The sequence below is a fragment of the Polyangium sp. y55x31 genome, assembly GCF_029946505.1.
In the GTDB taxonomy this organism is placed as follows: domain Bacteria; phylum Myxococcota_A; class Polyangia; order Polyangiales; family Polyangiaceae; genus Polyangium.
The window spans coordinates 88,747-112,860 of record NZ_JARZHG010000012.1 but is presented as its reverse complement, the minus strand read 5'-3'; the positions used below and the strand labels follow the sequence as shown (position 1 = coordinate 112,860).

Annotated in this window: 20 protein-coding genes; 10 read left to right on the top strand and 10 right to left on the bottom strand. The window is 67.0% G+C overall.

From position 1 onward, the window contains the following. Positions 1 to 18 precede the first annotated feature (18 nt). A complete protein-coding gene (locus QHF84_RS21940; RefSeq protein WP_281315312.1) occupies positions 19 to 1,098 on the top strand; it encodes an aldo/keto reductase in 1,080 nt (359 codons plus the stop codon). A 61-nt stretch (positions 1,099 to 1,159) separates the two neighbouring features. Here the strand turns inward: QHF84_RS21940 and QHF84_RS21935 are convergent, their stop codons facing one another. Then, positions 1,160 to 2,137, bottom strand: a complete 978-nt coding sequence (locus QHF84_RS21935) for a DUF4423 domain-containing protein (protein ID WP_281315311.1) — start codon at positions 2,135 to 2,137, stop codon at positions 1,160 to 1,162. Positions 2,138 to 2,245: 108 nt separating this feature from the next. Here QHF84_RS21935 and QHF84_RS21930 point away from each other — a divergent pair, with 108 nt between their 5' ends. Next, on the top strand, positions 2,246 to 2,878 hold the full coding sequence (locus QHF84_RS21930) for a hypothetical protein (RefSeq protein ID WP_281315310.1): 633 nt from the start codon (positions 2,246 to 2,248) through the stop codon (positions 2,876 to 2,878). A gap of 5 nt (positions 2,879 to 2,883) precedes the next feature. Here QHF84_RS21930 and QHF84_RS21925 read toward each other — a convergent pair whose 3' ends face one another. Next, positions 2,884 to 3,888 carry an LLM class flavin-dependent oxidoreductase gene (locus QHF84_RS21925; RefSeq protein ID WP_281315309.1) on the bottom strand — a complete coding sequence of 335 codons (1,005 nt, stop codon included), beginning with the start codon at positions 3,886 to 3,888 and terminating at the stop codon, positions 2,884 to 2,886. A 137-nt stretch (positions 3,889 to 4,025) separates the two neighbouring features. Between QHF84_RS21925 and QHF84_RS21920 the strand changes: the two genes are divergently transcribed. Both QHF84_RS21920 and QHF84_RS21915 read left to right on the top strand, forming a co-directional pair. Then, positions 4,026 to 4,373 carry a hypothetical protein gene (locus QHF84_RS21920; protein WP_281315308.1) on the top strand — a complete coding sequence of 116 codons (348 nt, stop codon included), beginning with the start codon at positions 4,026 to 4,028 and terminating at the stop codon, positions 4,371 to 4,373. Positions 4,374 to 4,650: 277 nt separating this feature from the next. Beyond that, positions 4,651 to 5,499: a DUF5050 domain-containing protein gene (locus tag QHF84_RS21915; RefSeq protein WP_281315307.1), complete on the top strand. Its 849-nt coding sequence runs from the start codon at positions 4,651 to 4,653 to the stop codon at positions 5,497 to 5,499. Between the two features lie 18 nt (positions 5,500 to 5,517). On the opposite strand, the gene QHF84_RS21910 is transcribed toward QHF84_RS21915, so the two are convergent. The 5 genes from QHF84_RS21910 to QHF84_RS21890 form a co-directional block, all read right to left on the bottom strand. Next, positions 5,518 to 6,507 carry a glycoside hydrolase family protein gene (locus tag QHF84_RS21910; protein WP_281315306.1) on the bottom strand — a complete coding sequence of 330 codons (990 nt, stop codon included), beginning with the start codon at positions 6,505 to 6,507 and terminating at the stop codon, positions 5,518 to 5,520. 73 nt (positions 6,508 to 6,580) lie between these two features. Further along, on the bottom strand, positions 6,581 to 7,879 hold the full coding sequence (locus tag QHF84_RS21905) for a DUF2403 domain-containing lipoprotein (RefSeq protein WP_281315457.1): 1,299 nt from the start codon (positions 7,877 to 7,879) through the stop codon (positions 6,581 to 6,583). 128 nt (positions 7,880 to 8,007) lie between these two features. Next, complete coding sequence (locus QHF84_RS21900; RefSeq protein ID WP_281315305.1) at positions 8,008 to 9,321, bottom strand: hypothetical protein; 1,314 nt, start codon at positions 9,319 to 9,321, stop codon at positions 8,008 to 8,010. 152 nt (positions 9,322 to 9,473) lie between these two features. Next, positions 9,474 to 9,926, bottom strand: a complete 453-nt coding sequence (locus tag QHF84_RS21895) for an NADAR family protein (protein ID WP_281315304.1) — start codon at positions 9,924 to 9,926, stop codon at positions 9,474 to 9,476. Positions 9,927 to 10,137: 211 nt separating this feature from the next. Then, positions 10,138 to 11,058 (bottom strand): LysR family transcriptional regulator, encoded by a 921-nt coding sequence (locus tag QHF84_RS21890; protein ID WP_281315303.1) that lies wholly within the window; start codon positions 11,056 to 11,058, stop codon positions 10,138 to 10,140. Between the two features lie 96 nt (positions 11,059 to 11,154). On the opposite strand from QHF84_RS21890, the gene QHF84_RS21885 reads away from it, so the two are divergent. From QHF84_RS21885 to QHF84_RS21875, 3 genes are all read left to right on the top strand, one after another. Beyond that, the gene (locus QHF84_RS21885) at positions 11,155 to 12,372 is read left to right on the top strand and encodes an MFS transporter (RefSeq protein WP_281315302.1); all 1,218 of its coding nucleotides are present in this window, start codon (positions 11,155 to 11,157) and stop codon (positions 12,370 to 12,372) included. A gap of 84 nt (positions 12,373 to 12,456) precedes the next feature. Further along, positions 12,457 to 13,074 carry a hypothetical protein gene (locus tag QHF84_RS21880; RefSeq protein ID WP_281315301.1) on the top strand — a complete coding sequence of 206 codons (618 nt, stop codon included), beginning with the start codon at positions 12,457 to 12,459 and terminating at the stop codon, positions 13,072 to 13,074. 149 nt (positions 13,075 to 13,223) lie between these two features. Next, positions 13,224 to 14,486, top strand: coding sequence for a PAS domain-containing protein (locus QHF84_RS21875; protein ID WP_281315300.1), 1,263 nt, complete (start codon positions 13,224 to 13,226; stop codon positions 14,484 to 14,486). On the opposite strand, the gene QHF84_RS21870 is transcribed toward QHF84_RS21875, so the two are convergent. Together QHF84_RS21870 and QHF84_RS21865 are read right to left on the bottom strand one after the other, a co-directional pair. Further along, positions 14,481 to 17,690: a serine/threonine-protein kinase gene (locus tag QHF84_RS21870; protein WP_281315299.1), complete on the bottom strand. Its 3,210-nt coding sequence runs from the start codon at positions 17,688 to 17,690 to the stop codon at positions 14,481 to 14,483. The genes QHF84_RS21875 and QHF84_RS21870 overlap by 6 nt on opposite strands. A gap of 45 nt (positions 17,691 to 17,735) precedes the next feature. Beyond that, positions 17,736 to 18,389 (bottom strand): hypothetical protein, encoded by a 654-nt coding sequence (locus QHF84_RS21865; protein WP_281315298.1) that lies wholly within the window; start codon positions 18,387 to 18,389, stop codon positions 17,736 to 17,738. 237 nt (positions 18,390 to 18,626) lie between these two features. Between QHF84_RS21865 and QHF84_RS21860 the strand changes: the two genes are divergently transcribed. Continuing rightward, on the top strand, positions 18,627 to 20,642 hold the full coding sequence (locus QHF84_RS21860) for a caspase family protein (protein ID WP_281315297.1): 2,016 nt from the start codon (positions 18,627 to 18,629) through the stop codon (positions 20,640 to 20,642). 13 nt (positions 20,643 to 20,655) lie between these two features. On the opposite strand, the gene QHF84_RS21855 is transcribed toward QHF84_RS21860, so the two are convergent. Then, positions 20,656 to 21,159, bottom strand: a complete 504-nt coding sequence (locus QHF84_RS21855; RefSeq protein ID WP_281315296.1) for a hypothetical protein — start codon at positions 21,157 to 21,159, stop codon at positions 20,656 to 20,658. 235 nt (positions 21,160 to 21,394) lie between these two features. Between QHF84_RS21855 and QHF84_RS21850 the strand changes: the two genes are divergently transcribed. Beyond that, positions 21,395 to 23,083 (top strand): sigma-54 dependent transcriptional regulator, encoded by a 1,689-nt coding sequence (locus QHF84_RS21850; protein ID WP_281315295.1) that lies wholly within the window; start codon positions 21,395 to 21,397, stop codon positions 23,081 to 23,083. A 202-nt stretch (positions 23,084 to 23,285) separates the two neighbouring features. Further along, the gene (locus tag QHF84_RS21845) at positions 23,286 to 24,056 is read left to right on the top strand and encodes a hypothetical protein (protein WP_281315294.1); all 771 of its coding nucleotides are present in this window, start codon (positions 23,286 to 23,288) and stop codon (positions 24,054 to 24,056) included. The last annotated feature ends 58 nt before the right edge of the window (positions 24,057 to 24,114 follow it).

Genomic DNA, 24,114 nt, shown 5'->3' with positions numbered 1-24,114 from the left:
ATTCTGGGAGGAGATGCGATGCCGCTCGATCATTATGTCACGCTTGGTCGCTCCGGTCTGCGGGTGAGCCCCTTCTGCCTCGGCGCCATGACGTTCGGAGAAGACCTCGGCTGGGGGAGCAGTGTCAAGGACTCCGAAGCCATCCTCGACCGCTACATCGAGCTCGGGGGCAACTTCATCGACACGGCGAACCTTTATACGAAGGGCCATTCGGAGAAGATCATCGGTGATCACATCGCCCACGACCGGGACAAGCGCGACCGGCTGGTGATCGCCACGAAGTTCAGCGCGAACCTGTACGTCGGTGATCCCAACGGCGGCGGCTCGAACCGGAAGTCGATCATCGCCGCCTGCGAGCAGTCGCTCCGCCGGCTGCGCACCGACTACATCGATCTTTACTGGCTGCACAACTGGGACACGCTGACGCCAATCGAGGAGACGATGGCGGCGCTCCACGATCTCATCCGGGCGGGGAAGGTCCGCTACATCGGCGTGTCCGATACCCCCGCGTGGAAGGTGGCGCAGGCCCAGGTCCTCGCCCATTTCCGTGGGTGGTCGCCGTTCATCGGGCTGCAGATCGAATACTCGCTCCTCGAGCGCACGGTCGAAGGGGAGCTCCTCCCCATGGCCGAGGAGTTCGGATTGGGCGTGACGCCGTGGTCCCCCTTGAGGAGCGGGATCCTGAGCGGCAAATACACGCGGAAGAACGGCCTCAAGCCGGAGTCGCGTCCGTGGGCCACGACCTACCTCGACGAGAAGAGCTACGTGGTGATCGACGAGCTCGAACGGATCGCCAAGGAGCTCGATACCACCGTCGCCCGCGTCGCCCTCGCCTGGGTGCAGGCCCGCCCGACGGTGGCGTCTACGATCATCGGCGCGCGCACCTTGGCGCAGCTCGACGACAACCTGAAGGCGCTCGAGCTGAAGCTCACGCCGGAGCAAACGGCGGCGCTCGATGCAGCCACCAAGCCGACGCTGAACTTCCCGGCCGATTTCATCGAACTGGCGCGGCACATCCAGGCCGGCGGGACGACGATCAACGGAAAAACCTCGCAGCTCATCCCCTTCGGCGTGACGAAGAAGGGGGATCATTACTGACGAAGGCGGCCGGATGAAACACATGGGCGGCCGCCGGCGCCGCCCATGTCGCCTGTATGCCTCACGCGCCGAGCTCGAGGAGCTGCATCGCCACCAGCGCGACGCAATCGGGCTCGCGCGAGTCCGATACGATCTGGCGAAGCTCGTGGAAATATCGCACGTGCAAAGCCCGCAGTCGTTCGAGGTCACGGCGCGCGACGCTGATCAAATTGTACGAATAAAGGCCCGGGTCGCCGCGACGCTGCCGGCGCGCGGCGACGTCGAGCCAGTGCGCTTTCAATCGTTGTCGTGGCTCGGCGGGGCCTCGGGTCATGTCGACCGTCTCGGCCGTGGCGACGTACCGCGCGCCGCACCATTGCAAAAGGCCCGCCCGCGATAAGGCTTCGAGGCACGCGCGCACCTCGTCCTCCGCGAGCCCGAGGCGCGCGGCGACCCAGGCGTCGTCATGGCCGGGGAGGGCATCATAACTGGCGAGCTCGAGGACGCGCAGGACGGCGTGCGACCAGGGCAGCTCGGTCGCAATGCGACGGCGCTCCTCCAGCACAAGGAAATCACGCGCCACCGAGGGCAACTCGTTCGGGGGGACGAAAAGGGCGAGAAAATCGAGGAGCCGGTCGGTGGTCGCGTCGACGATGGCGAGCACGTCGGGGAGCCGCGGCTGGGACGTGCCCGCCATGAAGCGTGATACCTGGGACGCGCTGCGCCCGATTCGAGAGCCGATCTCGGCGTTGCTCAAGCCCCCCTTGATGATCTGAAAGAACGTGGCCGTGAGAGCCGGGTCGGAGACGGCGACGCCCGCGCCGAGGGCCGGTTCTTGGCGGACGAACTCCGCGAGCGCGCGATGGACGTCGACGCCGTTGTATGCCGCGACGCGTAGCAGGGTGGGGAGCGTGGGAAACCGCCGCCCGGACTCCCAGCCGAAGGCGACGTTCGTGCCGTACCCGAGCCGGCCGCTCAGTTGCCGCTGCGAGCGCCGGCCGCGGAGCGCTCGGCAGAAATCCTTTGCGATTTCGTCGTAGTGCGCCTTCTTGTATCGCATATATGCACACAGGATAGCAGATCGGCACGATAGATAATGCGTTTGTGCGCTATGCAGCGCTTGCGCCGGTCCCTCGGCTGCGGCAAGTGGAGGGCGAAGGAGGCTTCGATGAACGCACGACTTGCTTGCTGGGCTTTGGTGGGGCTGCTCATGGGGTGCACGAGCACCGGGGGACAGACGGGGGAGATCGGCGCCGATCCCTGCGATTCCTTGCCGGCAATGTCGGGAGGGGAACCGCGCGTCGAGCATGGTTTGACCGACCCGACGCCCCTCGGCGTGAGCGGCCAGGAGGCCATCGACGCGACGGGCGGGTCCGGGACCTTCGAAGTGGCGTGGGCCAACGGCACGAAGAGCGCCGTGAGCTGGTCCCTCGCGGCCGACACCGAGAGCTCGCCGGTGGTGCAGCACATCGATCGCACCAGCGAATGCGCTGACCAGTATTTGCAGGTCCTCGTGCTCGGGCAGCTATCGAGCGCCGACGGTATTCTCGATCATGAGCAACGCGGGGCGCTTTATCGGGGCGACGACGGGGCCGCGGATCTCCGTTTGGCCTTCTCCTTCGATACGAACCCGTTCCCCGATGTGTATCCCGGCGGTATGTCGGGGGACAGTTGCTCGAGGTGCAGCAACTCCTTCGAGCTCGTCGTCGAATCGCGCTGGGAGACGGGCGCGTCGACGCCTCGGGGCCATGTGTACCTGACCGAGAATGGCTCGCTGCTCGGCGACGTCGGCACCTTTTGAGAACGTCAGGCGTCCGCGCGGGCGAGCTCGTCCCGCGCCTCTGCCGCAATCTCGAACGAACGCAGCCGCGCCGCGTGATCGTACACGTGCGACGTCACCATGAGCTCGTCCGCCCCGGTGCGGTCCACGAATGCGCGTAGTCCCTTCCGAACCGCTTCCGGCGAACCGACCACCGAGCACGACAAGGCTTGATCGAGCATCACGTGCTCCGCAGGGGAGAGCCGGCGCTCGAAAAATTCGACCGGCGGCGGCAGCGGGCCCGGGTTGCCGGTCCGCAACTGCAAAAACGATTGCTGGAGCGAGGTCATCAAGAAACGCGCCTCCTCGTCGGTGGGAGCCGCGAAGACGTTCAGGCCCAGCATGACGTAGGGCCGGTCGAGCTGCTCCGAGGGCTTGAATCGGCTCCGATACACCTGGATGGCCTGCATCATGGCGGCCGGCGCGAAATGGGAGGCGAACGCGTAGGGCAGGCCGAGCGCGGCCGCGAGCTGTGCGCCGAAGAGGCTCGAACCGAGGATCCAGATCGGCACGTGGAGCCCCATTCCCGGGACGGCTCGCACCCTTTGCCCCGGTTCGGGCTCCCGAAAATAAGCCATCAGCTCCACGACGTCCTGCGGGAAGGCGTCGGGGTCGCTTTCGAGGGTGCGCCGGAGCGCGCGGGCGGTGACCTGATCCGTGCCCGGCGCCCGGCCGAGGCCGAGTTCGATGCGGCCGGGGTAAAGCGCTTCGAGCGTGCCGAACTGCTCGGCGATCACGAGCGGCGCATGGTTTGGCAGCATGATGCCGCCCGCGCCGACGCGAATGGTCGATGTACCCGAGGCCACGTGGCCCATCACGACCGCGGTCGCCGCGCTGGCGATGCCGGGCATGTTGTGGTGCTCGGCCAGCCAGAAGCGTCGATATCCCCAGCGTTCCACGTGCCGAGCGAGGTCCAGTGTGTTGTGGAGGGCCTGGGACGCGCTGCCGCCTTGCACGATGGGCGAGAGGTCGAGAACGGAAAGAGGAACCATGCGCGAAGGATAGGAGCCCGAAGGCGAAACGCCAGCGACCCGGCAAGCTCACGACAGAACGATCGGTACGGGCCGCAGGCGGACCGAAGCGTCGAGAGCCTTGTCGCGTCGACCCCACGTCGATACGCTGCGCGGCCATGGGTGCCACGCTGATCATCGGCAAAGGATTGCATTTGATGGATGCCGGCGATGGGACCATGGAAATCTCGGGCGCGCCGATCGATTCGACCAACATGTCCTGGAGCTCGATCCGCGAGCTGAGAGAATGTGCCGCGCGGCACCTCGGCATTCCGCCCGAGCACTGGCCATTCTACGAGGACGTGGAACTGGAGCGCGACCTCCCGCTGGCGGATGCACGCCGTAAGTGCGTCAGGCTTCGGACGGCGCTGGCATCCTACGCCGAAGAGGATCTTCCCGATGATTATTGGCTGCGCTTTCTGGCGCGCATGCTGCGAGAAGGGTGGGATTTCTGCGCGATGGTGTGAGAAGCAGGCTTCCTTTGCGTGCCGGAATGACCCTTTCGCACACACCGTCGTGAACAACCATTCATAGTTGGACCCTATTTCCCGAGGAAGAAGCGGTGGCACGTTGCGTGCAGGGTGCCGGCCCGCTTTCTTCCAGGAGGAAAAAATGCGTACCATTTCGTGGATGTTGGTGACCCTGTTCGTCGCCGGGTGCAGCGACCCGGCCCCAGCAACGAATGAGCCATCGGATACGGACTACGGCCCCGGTGGATGCCCTCTGGTTACATTCAACGAGGACGTGGAGGAGAACGCGGTAAACGGTATCGTCGCGGATGCGAGCGGCGTCTACTGGACCCGCGACGGCTCGGTATGGCGAGCGGACCCGGGCGGCGCCTCGCCAGAGCGCCTCGCGCAGGATTTCAAGTCGGCGTACACGCTGGCGATGGATGACGAGGCGCTGTACGTCGTGGATTACGCCGAGAAGCTCGTACGGGTGAACAAGGACGGCGGCGCGACGTTGGTCCTCGCGCAGGACGCGATCAGCGCGGTCGCGGTGGATGAGGACAGCGTGTATTTCACCTCCGTGGCAGGCCTCTTCCGGACACCCAAGGACATGTCCAAGATCGAATCCCTCGCGTCGATTTCGAACCCGGACTCCATCGCGGTCGACGACGCGTACGTCTACGTGCGCACCATCGGCAATGTGGAGGATCTATCGGGCCGCACCGTGCGCGTGCCCAAGGCAGGAGGCGAGATCGAAGAGATCGCGCCTCCCACCCCCGTCGCATACCACTATTTTTCCCACGAGCTCGAGGTGGACGGGACAAACGTCTACTGGGTCGAACCCTCGGCCGGCACGCTGATGAAGGCCCCGAAGGCCGGCGGCACGCCGATCGTGCTGGCCAAGGACCTCGCCGATCCCGTGAGCCTCGCGCTCGACGGCGAGAACGTTTATGTCACGCTGCGCGGCAAGGATGGCGGCTCGGACGCCGAACGTGGCGTCATTCGTGTACCCAAGGAGGGCGGCGACGTGGCCGATGTGGCGCGTGGTCCGAGGATCAGTGCGTTCGACGTGGCGGTGGATGCCGCGCACGTGTACTGGACCGCCCGGGTGACGGGCGCGGGCGTCACCGTGAGCTGCAAATGACGCAGGACGAACGCTGAATCAGTTGCAGGGTTTCTGAGGCGCGTCCACGTACGCCTGGCCGAGCTCCGTCAGCACGCCGTCGGCTCCCAGCAGGCTCGCATTCGCCACGTTGTCGGGGCGACCGGAGAACCACGCGTATCGCGCGATGCGCGGCTCGTTCTCCAGGTACTCGAGCGCGTCGACCATGAAGTCTCTTTGCTCGGCGAGCGAGCCTGCATTGTCGCAGGCGAATTCGGTCAGCCAGAACGGCTTGTCGAACCGCGTCTTGTAGGTCTCGATGTGGTTGATGAGCCACCGGGCCTTGTTGTTCCCGTCGCCCTGGCAGGCCGTGTAGATGTGGATGCCGATGTAATCGACGCGGCACCCCTCGCACGCGGCGAAAAACTCGTCGAGGTATTTGAACGGATCCGTCTCCTGGCACGATCCTCCGCAGAAGTTCACGGCGGGTGATACCAGCGCGAGGCCACGCGCGTCGGCAATCGCCTCCACGTGGGGCCAGAGCGCTGCGGCTTGGGCCGCCGACATATTGGCCTGCTCGCCGAAATTCGGCTCGTTGAAGCCGAGCAAAAAGTTCACCCCGTCGGGGATCTCGGCGGCGATCTCCGCGGCGCGATTGCTGTCGAGCCCGCCGCCGCCCCACACCATGGGAACGTATTCGACGCCGAGCATCTTGTAGATGTCGGGCTTCACGCCCTCGTCCGGCACGTGCGCCCAGTTGTACCACCACGATACCGCCGGCGAGAGCACCTGCATGTCCGCCTTCGAATGGTAACCATAAGCGACACCGCGCTTGCAGCCGGTGGGATGGTTCGGCGGTCCGCCGCCGGTTCCGCCGGCTCCGCCATCCCCGCCGGTTCCGCCGTCCCCGCCGGTGCCGCCAGTCCCGCCGGTGCCGCCAGTCCCGCCGGAGCTCGCACCCTCGCCCGTCGACGCGCCGGTGCCGCCGCTGCCCGAGCCCTGTGATGGCTCGCTCGAGCCGCACGAGGCCAATACGACGAGCGCTGCCATGGCTGCCGCGCCCGTCAACCAACGATTCCGTGTGTCATGGATCATGGGCATGTCGCCTCCGTTTGGGTATCGATCACTCGGGCAAGCGCATCGAGAGAAGCGCGTCGATCGTATCGCGGGACAGGGCGCCGGGGAGCGTCGGGAGCATCTCGGCGGCTTGGGCGGGGATCTTGTCGGGGTGGATGACCGCGACCTGGATTTCCCGCTGCTTCTCGTCGAGGAGAATCATGAAATACCGATCGCCGATGGGGCGTCGCCACACGGGGCAGCCGTCCGCGCCGCCGCCGGCTTCGATCTCGGGGCCGCTCGTGTAGGCCTTTTTCGCGCAGGCGTCGACGACCTCGACATCGTCGGCGAAGGCGTCGCGATCGCAGCCCTCCCCGCAGACGTTGCCGCCGACGTGACCGGCCTGGTACGAGCGCACGCCGGTGCTCATGAATTCGCGGTTAGAGTATTGATTGTTGTCGAGCACGACCTCGAAGACGTTGATCTCGCCGCAGCCGTCGCCGACCGAGCCCGTCTTCGAGTAACAATTGCAGAGCCCGTTCCACTTGCGGCCGCCGTCGCGGATCAGCTCGGACGCGACGAACGCGACCCACGGGCCCGGGTGGCCTTGCCCATCACCGTCGCATTTCTTCACGTCCGCGTCGTCGAACATCATCGAGGCGAGGAAGACGATGAGCTTCGAGCCTGACCAGCCGAGGTGGTTGATGCCCGGATCATTGGGGCAATAATAATCCTTCCCGTCCCCACACGGAAACTGCGCTTCTTGCATGAAGTAGTTCACGCAATCCTTCTTGGTGAGGTCGCCCGTGAAGTCGGAGGACGTCATCTGCCCTTCGGTGACGACGAGGTTCGATCCGTGGCCGCTCTGCGCGTCCCAGGAGGAGACCATCGACCAGGAAGACGCGCCTTCGGCAGGCTGATAGACGGCGAGCTGCTTCAGGCGGATGGCCTTCATGATGAGGGTCATTTCCTCGTCGAAGGGCGCGAGCGTGGTGCTCGTCGTGTGCTGCTCTTTCATGCAGCAATGCCCGCCCCAGGTATCCGTCCCGTCCTTGTAGGTACAGGCCGGATCGCCCGCCTCGCGATCGATACGACGCGGCCACCATCCGGGCGCGCCGACATTGGTGAAGGTCATCGTCCCGCCGCGCGTGGGTGTGCTCGGCTCCGTGGGGTGCGGGCCCAGGCCTCCGCCTCCGCCGGAGCCTGGACCCGGGCCCGCGCCCATCGTCGACGACGACGACGAGCCGCTCCCGCCGCTTCCCCCGGTGCCCCCTTGGCCCCCCGTTCCGTCACCGCCCGCGCTTCCGCAGGCGCATGCGAGGATCGCGAGAGCAGCGTGCACGAACAGCCGAGAGAGCTTCGTCATCATGGAATTTTCCCTTTGGAGGCGATGGCGTGATTGAAACGTCGAATCACGTTCGCTGATTTAGCATGTTCGCGCTGCGCGGCGATTGACACCGAGCATGGTTGCGACGAGCTTGCTGTCCGCCGCGATCAGAGATCTTCGATCACGATGAATGCGCGCTGGCCGTCGCCCAGGTGCCCGCTGATGCGGTACGTCGACCGGGCCTCGTCGATCGTGATGAGCTTGTCGCCCGTGGCGCGGGGGAGCCACTCGTCGCCGTCCCACTCGTAGAAGAGCTCGCCCTGGAGCTCGGCGGCGCCGTTCGCATCGTCCTTCCGGTACACCTTGATGCGATAGAGGTTTTCCTTGGGGATCGCATCGATGTTGCCGGCCAGGTATTCGTCGCGCATCTTCTCGCGGAGCTCCGGCCAGGTGAAGCCCTCGGCGTGGCCGACGTTGTAGCCGTCGGGGCTGCAGCCCCAGATGAACGGTTTGTCGAAATTGCCGGGCAAGGTGCCGTCCCACTTGGCGACGTCGATCATGCGTTTGCCCTTGTGGCCCCAGTAGAGGTGCCCCGGCGAGCTGATGCTCGCGTATCCCGGCATGAGGGTCTCGGCCATGTAGTAGGACTCGTCGCCGGGGAACTGCGTGCGCGTCACCGGCACGGGCTGCTTTGCCTTGTTGATGACGACGCAGCGCAGCTCGTCGTTCCATTCCTGTCGCCCGAGCGGGACGCCCTTCGGGACGTAGACCTTGCCGTCGGTGTCGACGAGGAAGCCGAAGCCGATCTCCTGGTTGATCTCCCGCGGATTCCATCCACCGCGGTGGCGCGGCCATTCGGTGTCGGGCGGCGCGAAGAAGAGCAGGCTGACGTCGTTTCCATTCTTGACGAACCGCCAGGTGGGCCGGAATGCGCCGAAGATGTCGCCGAGATCGTCGTCGTACTCGGTGAAGTAGCCGTATTCGTACCCAGGAATGACGTGGTAGAGGACGGGAAGCGCGCCGAGCTTCTTCACCTCGGCCTCGACATCCATGCCGGTCGCCCATCCCTTGTTCTTCTCGCCGGGCGTATAAGCGACGTTGTCCATGACGCCGGGGATGTACGGGATCTCGAAATGGCTGTCGGCCACGTAGAACGTCTCGCGCTCCTCGACGGGAAAATTTTTCTTTCCCTGAACGTGGGACAGGACGTACTCGCACGGCGTGGCGATGACGACTTTGTAGGTCTCGCCTTCGAGCTCGGTCGTCCCGATGGAGCGGACCTCGAACTCCCCGTTGTCGCAATTGGCGCCCTCGACGACGGGCGGCGGCGGATCGTTGTTGCCGTTCGACGGAGGCGGGGTCGTCGAGCCCGAGGAGGAGGCGTCCTTGTTCTCGCCGCTGGAGCAGCCGGTGAGCACGACGAGGAGCGCGAGCGCTGCGGCACGAGCAGGAGCGAATGGATGAGTCAGGGGTCGCTTCATCCTGTGTTCCTTCTGTGAGGGGTCGTTCCGGACGAGCGTCGGTCAGTGGGCAGGCGTATGTGGATAGTGGGCCTAAATGGATTCGTGAAGTCAAGGGTGATGTCGATCAAAATCCGGAATTTACTACCGCAAACGCTGAAGAGAGCGGGGGCTTACTTCCGTCGTTCCGTCTGCAAAATCGTACGAACGTCCATGAGGATACGTCCGAGCATGTTCCTGCCCGAGCCGTCGCCACCGTCTCCCCAGAATGCGTCGGCGTCGGTGTGCTCGACGATGTTGGCGTCAGCGGTGGAGAGGAGAAGCACGGCCAGGTCGCCATGTTGTCGAAACTTCGCTTCCACGGCCCGACGCATCACGGAAACCTTCACGGATTCCCAGTCGGCGCGAAGTCGTTGTTTTCGGTCACGCCCAAGGCGCGCAGCCAGCATCGGCGTGGATGCGCCGCGAATGCGTTCCTGCACTTTGGGGTCGAGAAACTTCTGGGCCTGAAAATAATGCTCCGACGTCGGCCAGCGTTTCTTGTCCAGGAGGATGGGGTAGGGCGCGAAGTTGGAGAACTCGCCGTAGGCATCTTGGACGCTGTAAAAATGAATGACGGGCGTCATGCGCTCTGGGTTCCGGTGGGCGTCTCGAGCGGGCCTCTGCCGTGCGTGCGCAGCGCCCGCCGATGGGACCGGCAGGTTAGCCGAGTCCGGCTCCACTTGCCAATCGGTGCACGCAGATCTGCGGAGCGGTCAAAAGCGCCTGCGTATGCCCAGTTCGAAGGGGGTGTTGATGCGGATGAGGCGGGTCCGCCGCGGCCGCATGCAGAGCCATCTATCCGGCGATGGTCGGCACCGCCTCGCGCATGGCCTCCAGGAACACGCGCAGTCGGGCCGGGTAAAACCGCGCGTAAGGATAAACCAGGTGTACAGGCAGCCGCGGCGCTTCCCAATCGGGTGCCAGGTGCAGAAGTCGTCCCTGCTCCAGATCGTCGTTCACCATCCACGCGGAGACGATTCCGGCCCCGAGCCCCGCCAGGATCGCATTGCGCAACGCATACAGGCTATCGGTGCTCAGGCGGGGCCGGATCGCGAAGCGTCGGGTGACGCCGTCGGCCTTTCGCGTCAGCGCCACTTCGTTGCGATAATAGGTCTGGAGCGCGAGCCACGGCAGCGCCGCGAGATCATCGGGCTCCCGCGGAAATGGCCGTTTGCGGAACAATGCCGGGGCGGCCACCACGATGCGCGGCACCTCGGCCAACCGAACGGCCACGACGGAGGGATCGTCCACCGCGCCGACCTGCACGGCGCAGTCGATGCCCTCGGCGATGAAATCGGGGCGCCGATCGTGGAGCAGCCATTCGACCGTGACCTGCGGATGATGCTTCAGGTACGTGAGCAGCGGCGCGATCAGCCGGTCCTGCCCGAATGCGTGCGGAACCAGGACCCGTAGATGGCCCTCCGGCGCGTCCTTGGCCCCGCGCAGGTCGGCGGTCATCGCCTGCCAGCTATCGAGGAGCGTCTTGGCGTGCGCGAAGCAGCGCGCGCCATCGTCGGTGAGCTTCATGGCATGCGTCGAGCGTTGCAGCAGCTTGAGGCCCAGGGCGCGCTCGAGCGCCTGCAGGCGCCGGCTCACGGTGGGCTGGCTGGTCCCCAGTTGCGCGGCCGCGGCCGAGAGGCTGCCGGCCTCGACGATGCGCACGAAGGTCTGCATCAGGCCGATCCGGTCCATGCCGGTCATGTCTGGGTTGGTCATGCGTGGAGCGTATATCAAGTCTACGCAGGAGGCACCTACCACGTCTTCGAGACGGCTCGTACGATGGCTCCACCGTCAACCGAAGAGGCGTCCCCCATGTCCGCTATTCAGGTAACGCATGTCGCCGCCATTCCCAGCCAGCCCGGGCTCTCACGTTCGCTGGTGCTTCTGCTCGCCAGCGGCGCCGGGCTGAGCGTCGCGTCGCTCTATTACAGCCAGCCGATGCTGGGGGTGCTCGGTCCAGACCTCCAGGCCGGCGACCGGCTGGTGGGCCTGGTGCCCACGGCGACGCAGCTCGGGTATGCCCTGGGGATCCTGCTGCTCGCCCCGCTCGGCGACCGCTATGACCGGCGGAGCATCATTCTGGTCAAGGCGGCGTTGCTTTCGCTTTCGCTGCTGGTTTGCGGCTTCGCCCCGGGGATTGCGTGGTTGCTCGGGGCCAGCCTGGCCGTCGGGCTCATGGCGACGCTGGCGCAGGACATCGTGCCGGCCGCCGCGACCCTGGCGCCGGAATCGCAGCGCGGAAAGGTCGTGGGCACGGTCATGACCGGGTTGCTCCTCGGGATCCTGCTATCGCGCGTGGTCAGCGGCTTCGTGGCCGAGCATCATGGCTGGCGCGCCGTGTACGTCGCCGCCTCGGCGAGCATTGCGCTGATCGGCGTGGTCGCCTGGCGGGGTTTGCCGCGCTTTCACCCCACGACCCAGCTCGATTACCGCGCGTTGATGGGTTCGCTGGTTGCGTTGTGGCGCCGTTACCCGGCATTGCGCCAGGCGACGCTCGCACAGGGATTGCTGGCGTTCGGCTTTGGTGCCTTCTGGTCGACGCTCGCGGTCATGCTGCACGGCACCTTCCACCTGGGCAGCGCTGCCGCCGGTGCTTTCGGGCTGGCCGGCGCGGCCGGCGCGCTGGCCGCACCGCTGGCCGGGCGTTTGGCCGACCGACGTGGACCGGAGCTCGTCACGCGCCTCGGCGCGGGATTGACCGCGGTATCGTTCGCGACCATGGCGCTTTCACCCCTGCTGCCGGCCGCGGCGCAATTGGGCCTCATCGTCGTCGCCGCGATTGGTTTCGATTTCGGCGTCCAGGCCACGCTGGTCGCGCACCAAACCCTGGTTTATGGAATCGAGCCCGGCGCGCGCAGCCGCCTGAACGCGCTGCTCTTCACCGGCATGTTCATCGGCATGGCCGCGGGCGCCGCGGTCGGTAGTTTGGCGCTGGCGCAATGGGGTTGGATGGGCGTGGTCGTGCAGGCGACGGCGGCCTCCACCGCCGCGCTGGCCGTGCGGATGTTCCGTCGAACGGTGCAGGCGTGAGCGCCGGATCGCGTGCCACACATGCGGCGTAGTTGACGCGCGACGGCCCGAGGGAATAGCATCGGGGCGTACGGAGGTGTCTCGATGAGCGGCGGTCTCAATGGGCAATTCAAGGCCAATCCTGTCCAGGTGCTCGACCAGTGCTGGGACATCAACTCCTCGCAGAACCTCCTCGGCACGAGGTACGTGCTCGATCAGCACTCGGTGGGCTACTTCGACCTCCGGCGGCTGAACGCGAACACGATCTCCCTCGAGCCGGCGCCGACCGGCTTCAGCGCGCTCGTCTCGGAGTCGCCGGTCAAGGCGTATTACCTGTGCTCGACGCCCAACCAGCGGCGCAACATCATCCTCACGAATCACGCGGATTATTTCTTCACGGATACCATCACCGGCTGCCAGTTCGCGGCCTACGGCATCAACCGGCACGCGGTCAACGTCGAGCACCTGAATGCGCTGAACAACAGCCTCCAGTACGCGCGGCGGGCCATCGAGCTGCGTGGCATCGGCGCGCCTCTCAACGTCATCTACGGGGCCACCGAGTACCGGGGGACAGGGTTCCGGACCGGAGAGAACGTGGGCAATACGGTGGTCACCGTGGTCGGCTGGCGCCGCCCCGACGGCTGGCATTTTTATGCGCGCCGGCGGCTCAACGACCACGGCAACAATCGCGCCCTCGACAACGCCTCGTTCGAGCTCACCTGATTTCTCACCCGCGCCCATCCCCCACGTCCACCAGGACCTGGCGCGTGTACGGGTCGACATGGCCCGCTTTGCCGCAATCACCCTCGGGACGTTTCCGCTCTGTTGCGTCAGGGAAAGGCCTGGTAAGGTTCATCCTCTGGGGAGACGTGATGACGAACGAGATGGAAACCATCGAGAGGTTGACGCTCGAGAACGATGTGCTGCGCAAGCGTGTGGCCGAGCTCGAGGAGACCGTCCGGCAACGAGATCGCGTCATGCAGACGGTCATCGACCACGTCCCGGCGCTCATCTTCGTGATGGATCTCGAGGACACGTACAGTCACACCAACCACGCCTGCGCGTCCTTCATGGGCCGCAGCAAAATCTCCGAGATCGTCGGGCACAACGCAAGAGAGTTCTTTCCTCCCGAGGTTTTCGCTTCGTGGAGGGAAAACAATCGCCTCGTCGCCGCGAAGGGAGAAGCCATCGTTGCAGAGGAATCTGGTCCGTCGGAAAATGGCATCCAGGTGTACCAATCCATCAAGTTCCCCGTCCGCGACGCCGAGGGGACCATTCGCTGGATCGGTGGCATCGCGACGAACGTGACGGCCGAGCGCAGGGCCGAGCAGCGGGTGCACGAGAGCCAGGCGCGCGCGCAGGCCATGCTCGACGCTTCGACGGATCTGCTCCTGCTCGTGGATCTCGACGGTGTGGTCATCATGGCCAATCAAGCGGCCGCGGGGTGGCTCGGGTGCACCCCGACGGAGGTGGCCGGGATGCGCGACGTGTTCCCGCTCGATGAGCCTGCCCGTCGCGCCTCTTTGGTGGAGGAGGTGCGGAGCAGCGGCACCCCGGCGCGCTTCGACGCCGCGCGGGACGAGCGCTGGTTCGAGGTGACCGCGTATCCGGTGCGGAGCGGTGATGGATCGCTCGCGCGCCTCGCAGTTTATGGGCGCGACGTGACCGAACAGAGGCGCGCGGCCCAGGAGCAGCGGCGGCTCCAGGAGCAGGTCATCGAGGCGCAGCGCCTGGCCATCCAGGAGATTGGGACGCCGCTCGTCCCGCTCACGGACGAGGCCGTGGCCATTCCGCTCATCGGGGCCATCGACGAGGTGCGCGCCGCGCATTTCGTGGAGACGATGCTGCGCGGGGTGGAGGCCCGCGGGGCGCATATCGTGGTCGTCGACGTGACCGGCGTGAGCACGGTCGACACGCACGTGGCCGAGGTGCTCGTGCGCGCCGCGCGGGCGGCAAAGCTTCTCGGCGCAGAAGTGATCATGACCGGAATCCGGCCCGCCGTGGCGCAGGCGCTGGTCGACCTCGGCGCCGATCTCGGTGGCGTGCGCACGCTCGCGTCGCTGCAGGACGGCATTGCATACGCGGTGCGAGGAAAGGGACGGACCTCCTCGCCTCGGCGCGGCGCCGGCTCATGACGTCTCGCCAGGCCGTTCGACCGTTCCCTCCAGCGATTCGTTCACGGAGAGCACATCCATCCACCGATCCCAGTGCGTCCTCGGGATGTCCCGCACGAGTCCCTCGACGGCGTGCTGCCATTGACCTCTCATGGCAGGGAACACGCGACCCAGGAGACCAAGCGCCTGGATCCCGAGGCCTGGGCCTTTGCATGCCACCGCCCGTTCGGCGAGCGCCTCGACCTCGCCCGCATCCGGGATCTCGCCGCACGTAATGGCGAGCGCGCGGGCCAGCATCGTCGCGAAGGGCCGTCCCATCCCGTGCCATACCGAGGCCGCCCGCTTCGCGAGCGCCGCGCCTTCACCCAGCATCCCCGCGCGCATGGCCGCCGCGGCCTCGTTCAGGCAAACCAGCGCTTCCAGGTCCAGCGCGCCCACCCGGGCGACGGCGTCGACGAACTCGAAATCGGGGCCCGGGAGTTTTCCCATTCGATAGTGCGCAGCGCGAATCAACCATTCGGCGCGCCCTTCCCAGTAGGGGTCCCGGCATTGCGCTGCGAGCGCCCGCGCCTCCGTGGCGCGCTCGGCGGCCTCGGCGTGGCGGAATGCCTCCAGCAATGCGGAAGCGCTGTTGAGCGTCAACGAGATGCGCCCCGTCTTCCACGGCTCGAGCGTCGCGGCCTGGGCATGGAGCGACGCGGCTTCCTGAAAACGACCCTCGTGGTATCGCTGGAGCGCGCGCCCCTCGGCGAGGCTGAGCCGGGCGAGCGGATGATCGCTCTCCTCCGCCCATGTCTCCACCTCCTCGAGCACCTCCGCGAGGAGCGAAGCCGACGCGCGGGCCGCCACCGCCGTGATGCGTATTCGATGCCGTCGCCGCTCGAGCTCCGGATCCTGAAACGGCTCGATGTCATCCGCCATTTCGAGGGCATTGAGCCCGCCTGCCCCCGGCGCCGCGAGCGCCGCGCGGAGCAAGGATTCGAGCCGATCGAGCACCGGGCCGCGTGCGTGCGCGCGCGTGAGCTCGTAGAGCACCCGATCGAGCGCGCGCGGCGTGTACTGCGCAAAGGCGACCTTCGCCCATGTGGCCAAAATTTCCAATTCGTCTTGCGCGGTGCGCTGTTCACGAGCCGCGCGCAGACCCTCGGCGAGCGCCGCCGTCGCGGCGCCCAGATCCCCTTCGACCGCGTATCGCCGCGCGGCGACGGCTGCTTCTCGCGCGCCCTCTCGGGCGAGCCCCGCGGCGAGCAGGTGATGGAGCCGTCCCTCGTCGCCGGGCAAAAGGACGGCGGCGATGGCTCGATGCGCTTCGATACGTTGCTGCTCGTTCCAGGGCAAATCCACGCGCCCGCGCCCCTCGAAGCATTCGTGCCCGCGTCGCCTCGCTGCCCCGAGGGTCACGAGCGAATCACACGCTGCCTCGATACGCCAGGGCGCGTATTGCATGACATGCGCGAGCTGCAGGATGGTCATGGGGCGACCGGCGAGCGAGAGCCAGCGTAGCGTCTCCTCGGCGTGCAGCGTGTCGTCGAGGCCGTGCGTCGTCGTGGTCGCGCTCGGAATGACCACGAGCCCCGCGTAAAGCCGGCTCAGGGCGTCACGATCGACCGCGAACAGCGAGCCCTCGCGGCGCGCGAGGCCGAGGCGCGTCCACGTGAGGAGCTCCGCCTCGATTCGCGCGGGAAGCCCGTCGGTCCGCTCCCACAACGCCCGCGCTGCGTCCTCCCGCAAATGAAAGAGTTTGTCAGGGCCAGCAAACAGTGGCGCGAGCGCGGCTTCGTCGAGCGGCGGCACCTCCACAATCTCGTCAGGCGACGCCCCGGGAGGCGGCGAGACGAGGGCGCGGACGATCACGCCCGGGCCTTTTCGATGTCGGGCGAGGATCGACGCGGACCAGGGATCGAGTTGCTCTGCGTCGTCGGCGAAGAGGACGGCTCGTTCGGCGAGCGCCCTCGACAGCGCGTCGTTTGCCCACGCGAGCGCGCCTTCGAGCCGCAGCTCGGCTTCGCCGGGGGGTTCCCCCAAAAAGGGTAGGACGCTTCCGAGGGGTGCCCGGGAAGGACGCGTCCACAAAACAGACCGACCTCTGGCCGCGAGCACATCGGCGGCCTCGTGCATGTAACGCGATCGTCCCGAGCCGCGCGGGCCGACGATGTCGACGGAGCGCCCTGCCTGCACGGCATCGACGACTTCGTGCACGGTACTTTGGCTCCCGAGCCAGGGGAGCGTCGCGGAAGCGTTCATCGATTCGCCTCGAAGCGCTGCCAGCACCTCCGCAGCAGAGCCGAATCGATCCTCGACTCGTGTAGCGAGCAAACGATCGATGACCCGAGCCACGACGGCAGGCAGATCCGGCGCGAGCTCTTGCACGTGTGGTGCCGGCTTCACGAGGCGGGCACGTAACATCGAAGGGACGTCCGGCGCTTCGTGGGGCACGCGGCACGTGAGCGATTCGTAGAGCATCACGCCGATGGCGTAGAGGTCCGTCCGCGCATCCACGCTACGACCGAGGATCTGCTCGGGCGCGACATAAAGCGGCGTTCCGACGAGCTGCCCTGCGCCCGTCAGGCGTTCGGAGCCCGGCGCCTGCAACTGCGAAATGCCGAAATCGAGCACGACGGGGCGCCCGTCGGGGCGCACGAGGACATTTTCGGGCTTGAGGTCCCTGTGCACGACGCCCGCGGCGTGGACGTGCGAGAGGGCTTCCAGGAGCGCGAGCGCCGGACCCGCGAGGGTTTGCCATGCCATGCGACGAGGCGCGCCGGGGGGCTGATCGGCGCCCGGGAAAGGCCGGCCTTCGACGAGCTCCATCACGAGGAAAGGCCTTCCATCGGCGACGCCGTCGTCGATGAGCCGCACCACGCCGGGAAAACGCAGCATGCGCAGCGTCGTGATCTCGCGCCGGATCCGGGCCAGCATGGATCCGTGGGCCACGCGCATCCACTTGAGCGCGACGCGCTCGCCGAGGATGCGATCGTCGGCAGCCCAGACGTCGCCGTGCGCGCCGCCGCCGATTTTCCGGACGAGGGTGTAGCGACCTTCGAGGACGCGTCCCGTTTCGTCGACGTTCGCGTCGGCGGCTTCGGAAGGCTCTGGCAGATCGGCGGGGGCGGTGGAGAGGAGCTCCGTCGGAGCTTTTTCTTCGGCCCGAACCTCGGCAAACGAGGCCTCTTCGAGAGGCTCGTTCTCCGTGCGCGTCGCGGCTGCGTCGACCCCCGCGGACATACCCCGAGGGTACTTGCCCGCGGCGGCCGACGCAACGGGGCCGTGTCAGGGTGCGAAGGGCGCCGCGGCGGCGTGGTGGTTGACGCAGCCGGTGATGACGAACGCGCTGCCGGAGCTCCACGTCCTGTTGCAGTGCTCGACGAACGAAGCGAGCGAGGAAGCTTCCTCCTGGCCGACCGAGACGGCCGTGGCACCCGTGCTGCCTGCCGGCTGATATCGCGCCGGCAGCGACCAGTACTCGATGCTCGATTCTTGCGTCAAGCCGCGGACGACGAACGCGCGGCCGCGCCAATTTTCCTGAAGCACGTCGATGACCTTGCCCGTGTAATCGAGCTGGTAGTTGCCCCCGGGGCGCTCGGGGAACGTGGGCTTCGGAAGGTCCGAGGCGGCCGGGATCACGGTCCAGGTCACGTCGGTGTTCGATTCACCGTGCCGATACACGTCCGCCTGTGCCCATACGTAAAACCCATTCGGTCGCCACAGGCTGGGCACGTTCGCCTGCCAGTCCGCGAGGGACCAGTTTGCCATGGATGCGGCGGGCGGCCGGATTTCGAGCTCGTTCTGCGGGTGCCGGAACAAGAGCCAGCGCTGGAGCTGTCCCTTGCCGCTCGCCACGGTGAATGCGTAGCCGAGGAGTTCCCCCGTCCTTCGTTCGACGATCTCGGTCGCGCCGAGATCGAGCAGGCCCGTCGTCGTCATGTCCTTCCCTCCAGTTCAGGACGTGGCCGCGTCTGCGTCGCGCGGCGAGTCTGTTCGGACCATCATGCAGCGTTCGTGCCGGGATTGTCACGAAGGAACGCAGTCCGAGTGGCCACCGCTGACGCGTCAGCGGTCGATGTTTGACGTCCAAACGATGGAGATGTGTGTCAGGCCACTGTCGATTGACGCCGCCTCCTCCTTTACGGGGGGCTCGTCCTTTGCTTCCATCGATCGCAAATGACCGTATTCGGCCGAACGCCAGAGGGTGACTCCAGCGAGGCGCCCCGCTTCCACGTCCTGCTCGTCGGCATCGACGCATATTCGCGCGTCGATCCGCTCTACGGCTGCGCCAACGATGTCGACGCACTGGAGGCGCTCCTTCTCGATCGTCTTTCGGTCCCGCCCGATGCGATCACGAAGCTCGTGGCGGCTCACCCGGGTTCATCGAGGCGACCGCGCCTCCCGGAACGCGAACCGACGTCGGAGAACCTGCGCGCCGCGCTCGAAGCGCTCGCAGGGGAGGCGGTTCGTCGGGGCGATCGGGTCTTCATTCATTATTCGGGACACGGCACGCAGGTGCTCCCGCGGGGCACGCGGACCGCGCGCGAGGCGCTCGTCCCGGTCGACGCGCTCGCGGGCGGGGAGCTCTTGTTCGACCACTGGCTCAACGATGTATTGCGTCGCATCGCCGCCCGGACCGACGATCTCACGGTCATCCTCGATTGCTGCTGCTCCGCGGGCGCGACGCGCAGCGCGCTGCGTTCGCGCGAGAGCGCCGTTCGGTTTTGCTCGATCGAAGAGCCGCCGATGCTCCCCTCGGTCGCCACGCGGAGCGGCGGCGAGGCCGACGCGGGGCTCTTTTCGTCACTCGACCCCTCGGATCCAGGCTTCTTGGTCGTCGCGTCCGCGCAATCGGGTGAAGCCGCCTGCGAGGGGAAAAGCGCGGGTGGTGTTCGGCATGGCGCATTCACTGCCGGGCTGCTCGACCTGATGGCCGCGGAGCCCGACGAGAGGCTCCGCGCCTTGCGATGGGTGGATCTCTGGCAGGAGCTGCGAGCGCGAATCACCGCTGCATTTCCGGGCCAGCACCCGTGCCTCCTCGGTCGGTCCGAGCGGCGCCTGTTCGGAGGGCCGTTTCGGAGGCAGGATCCCGGGCATGTGATCACCCAGGAGGGCGAGCGTTATCGTATTCATGCGGGCACATTGGTAGGGCTCGGCGTGGGGGCCAAGGTCGCGGTGTACGGGCCAACGCCGGAGTTTTTCCCGCCGCTCCATTCCCCGGAGGATCTCGCCGCCCGGCGCGGGCTCCTGCGGATCGAGAGCGCGACCGTGTCGTCGGCGCTGGCCTCGCCCGTGGGCTCCGCATTCGTGCTCGGCGAGGCGGCGCGGGGACGCCTCGTCGCACCCGGAAAAGGAGACGCCTTGGTCGTGGGGCTCGACCCGTTCGACGCCGATCTTTCGCGGTGGCTGGAGCTCGAGGCGCCGTTCTCGGTCGTGCCCGTCTCTGCGCATGGCGGGCGCGAAGTCGAGGCGGTCGTGGGGCGCGCGCCGGATGGGCGCTTCTGGGTCGGCGACGACGTGCACGGATTCGGCGCGGGTGCATTCGGGGATCAGGCGCCGCTCGCCTGGGGGCCTGCAGGGGATCACGCGGCGCTCGCCCGAGCGCTCCTGCATTACGCGCGATACAACTTGCCGCTGCGCCTCGCGCGTCGATGCCGCGATTGGCCGGGCGTGCTGCGCGTGCGGGTGCTCGACGCGCGGGACGTGGGGAGGCTCGATCCGGAGGAGCTCGCGGATCCGCCGCTCCCCGAGGCGGAGCCGGCCCCCGGCGGGCGCTATCGTCATCGGCTGATCGACGGGCAGCCGGTGTGTTTTTCCGTGGAGAACCGCTCGCGCGAGCCGATCTATGCGCACGTGCTCAATTGCTCTTCGAGCGGGAAGGTGGAGATCCTCGGAACGACGCAGCTCGAAATCGCGCCATGGCGTCGGCAGACGTTTTGGCTCCGGGGGCACCTCGGGCGGCCGTTTCCGTGCCGGGTGTCGGCCGGGCGGGAATCCAATGTGGAGCGGCTCATCGTCGTGGGAACGGCGTCGCCGGAGGTGGACCTCGGTTCCTTGCGGGTCAAAGAATCGTTCGCGGAGGCGATCCGCACGACGTGCAGGGAGATGATGCCGGATGAGGACGAGCTCGCGGAGCGGTGGACGGCGACGCTCGTGACGGTGGAGATCGTGCGGGGCATCGCAGGGGCATGAGGGCGAGGGCGGTTCAGTACGTGACCGTCGCGTTCACGCCCAGAAACTTGTCGTTCTTTTGAATCGCCGCCGTCGGCAATACCGTGAAGCTCACGTCATCGCGCTTCGAGCTCGGGCTCGCGGCCGCGACGGATCGGCCCCACGTCGCGAAGCCCCAAGCCATCAGCGGAACACCGATCGCCGCCGGCAGAAACACGCCCAGACAGTATGCGGCCCCGCCCCTCTCGCAATCCTCTACGCCAATCGCGATGTTCGCGATTCCATAACCGGTGAGCACGGTGCCGATCGTGCTGGCCACGTTTCCAGGATGATCGATGTCCGTGACGCTCAGGAGCGCAATCGAATCATTTCCCGCCCGGGTCTCGACCACGAGGATGCCGTCGTCGGCGGAGACGATCTTTCCCTCGATCTCGGGCTGGTTGAACCGCGAAATGGTGGCGGTCGTGCCGCAACCCGTCGTCAGCGCGGCGAAGGAGGCACAGAGGAGCAGCATCGGATTGCGAATGTCGTGGAGCATGGATACCTCTCGAAGAAGGGGTTGTCGTTGTGGTCACCCCTCGAGCAGGTTCCGTGCCTGGCAGGTCGTGACGGTTTTTCGAAGCTGAACCACGCGAGGAGGCGCCTCCAGAAGCTCGCTGACGCGTCCGTGGACGGAGCTGACATCGGAGGGTCGGGCTGACGCGTCGGAGATGGTTCGAGGGCGCCTCTTCCCCTTGCCCCCGCAGCACGCCCCGTCTTACCATCGGCAGTGCATGCCTACTGGCAGGAATACCGGATTCAACCGCACCACGCTCGTGGGCCGCGGAACCGCCACCGCAGCCGGCGACGACGCTCCCGCCCTTGCGTTGACCATCCTCTACCACCCGGTCCTCGACCGCGTGGGGGATCGCGCCCTCGTCGACGGTTCGCCCGGTCGGCCGTTCGCCCTCTCCCGCACCGTGCCTGTGTTCGCGCCTCCTGCCACCCCCGGCGGCGGCGCCGACCTCGGCGACGAACATCTCAGCCGCAAGCCCATCCACTTCACGGCCACTCCCGACGGCGGCCTTCGCATCGATATCGGCGACTGCGGCACGGCGTTGAACCTTGGTGGTCAAAGGATCCTCGGCAGCGCCACGCTCTCCGCCAAGGAGCTCGCGCGCGGGGTCGTGCTCGAGTTCGGCCATAGGATTGTCCTTCTCGCACATCGGGTGAGCACGGCCGAGTACGTCCCCGACGGGGGCGCAAGCGACGATGCCCGCGAGCTCGTCGGCGCGAGCGACGGCCTCCGCCGCGTACTCTGGGACATCCACAGCGTCGCCGACCTCAATCTTCCTGTCCTGCTTCGTGGGGAGACCGGCAGCGGCAAGGAGCTCGTCGCCCGCGCGATTCACCGGGCGAGCCTGCGGCGCGACAAGCCGTTCGTCCCGGTCAACCTGGGCGCCATTACGCCTTCGCTCGCCGTCGCCGAGCTCTTTGGCGCGGAGAGGGGCGCATACACCGGAGCGGACAGGCGTCGGGTCGGGTATTTCGAGCAGGCGCACGGCGGCACGCTTTTCCTCGACGAGATCGGCGAGGCTCCGGTCGAGCTGCAGGTCGCGCTGCTGCGTACGCTGGAGACGGGAGAGATCCAGACCGTAGGCGCCACGCAGCTACGGAAAATCGACGTGCGTGTCATCGCCGCGACAGACGCCGATCTCGAAGGAAAGGTCGCGACGGGGTCGTTTCGCGCGCCGCTGCTCAACCGGCTCGCGGCATACGAGATATGGATTCCGCCGCTGCGCGATCGCCGGGACGACATCGGGCGCCTCCTCGTACGGTTTTTCCGCGAGGAGCTCGCGGAGATCGGGGAATCGCACCGCCTGGCGCCCGCTGCCAGTGACGCGAAGCCGTGGCTCCCCGCGTCCCTCGTCGCGCGCCTCGCCGATTACGACTGGCCGGGCAACGTGCGGCAGCTCCGGAACGTCGTTCGTCAGATCGTCATCGGCAATCGGGGGCGCCATCGCGCGGAGATCACGCCCGCCGTCGAGCGGCTGCTCGTGCGGCAACCTCCACGAGAGTCGGAGAGGCCGCGGCCGATCGAGCCGGCGCCGCAGGATCCTCCGCACGTGCACGTATCCGATCCGCCGGCCGCGGCCAAGGCCTCGAACGACGACGTCGCGTCGGCTTCACGTCCTGCCGTTCGGCGAAAGCCCGCCGACGTCACCGAGGCCGAGCTCCGCGAGGCCTTGCGCGCGTGTCGCTGGGACCTCGCCGCCACCGCGGAAAAACTCGGCATTTCGCGTGCATCCATATACATGCTCAGCGAGCGATTCCCTGGGGTTCGCACCGCGGGGGACCTCACGGAGCAGGAGATCTCCCAATGCCACCGTGAGCTCGGCGGTGATCTCGCGCGGATGGCCGAGCGGCTCGAGGTCTCCGAGCGGGCGCTCCTGCGCCGCGTGCGCGAGCTCGGCCTCGGCTGACTCCACGCGTCAGCGCGCGCTGACGCGCCAATCCCCTCGGCAGACGTCATTTCGACTCCTGACGCGTCAGCACGCGGCGTCACGGCCCTCGCTCGCATGAAAAGGGGAGGTGGGGACGCACGGCAGGCCTGGCACGGTCGCTGCAGATAGGAGGGTACACGGCCGCAAACGGGGCCGAACCAAAAACAAAGGGAGTCCAGCCATGAGCAATGCAAATTCGATCTTCGCCGTCCGTTTCCTCTCCGTGGCCCTCGTCGCCGGCAGCGTCGTGATGGCCGGGTGTATGGCTTCCTCGGAGCCCGACGAGGCGATCGACAGCGCGACGGAGGCCCTCGTCGACGAGAGCGGCGCGCTGTCCCTCCCCGAGCGGAACGAAATGCAACTCGAGCGGGCGGGCGATTCGCTCGCGCTCGTGCCCAATGCGGCGTGGAAGGAGCTCGCGCCGGGCGTCTGGGAGAGCGGAGAGCGGGAGGGCGAAAACCGCATCATCGCCGGCGCCGAGGGGCACGCGTGGGCGATCGAGCGAGCCGAGAAGGAGCTCTCGGACCTCCAGGCGCGGCGCGCCTCGCAGGCGGAGGAGGAGCCGGCCGTGAATGACGCGATCGAGCGTCTCCAGGAGCAGCTCGCGAACCTCCAGGAGACCGCGAAGAACATCGCGGCCGCCCCTGCGTCGCTGACGGTCTCGTGCGACATCGGTTTTTATACCGGCCCGAGCTCGTCCGTCTCGGGGTACTACGGCGCGGCGGCGCTCGCGCAGGTCTCGTGCACCGGCGGCTGTGAGACGTTCACGGTCTCGGCGCAAGCTTGCACGAACTTCGGCTGCTCCCCGGTCTATTCTTCGTCGCGCGTCGTCTGCTCGACCCCGTGGACGTATGGCGTGACGAAGAGCGGCACCTACGGCGCGAGCTGCTCGTCCGCGGCGTCGGTTTCGCCTCCGGGCATCATGTCGTCGTGGAGCGGCTTCTGCGGCTGATGTGCGGCTTCCGTGTAATGGGGGGCCGCGGGCGCTCGAGCATCGGGCTCCCGCGGGC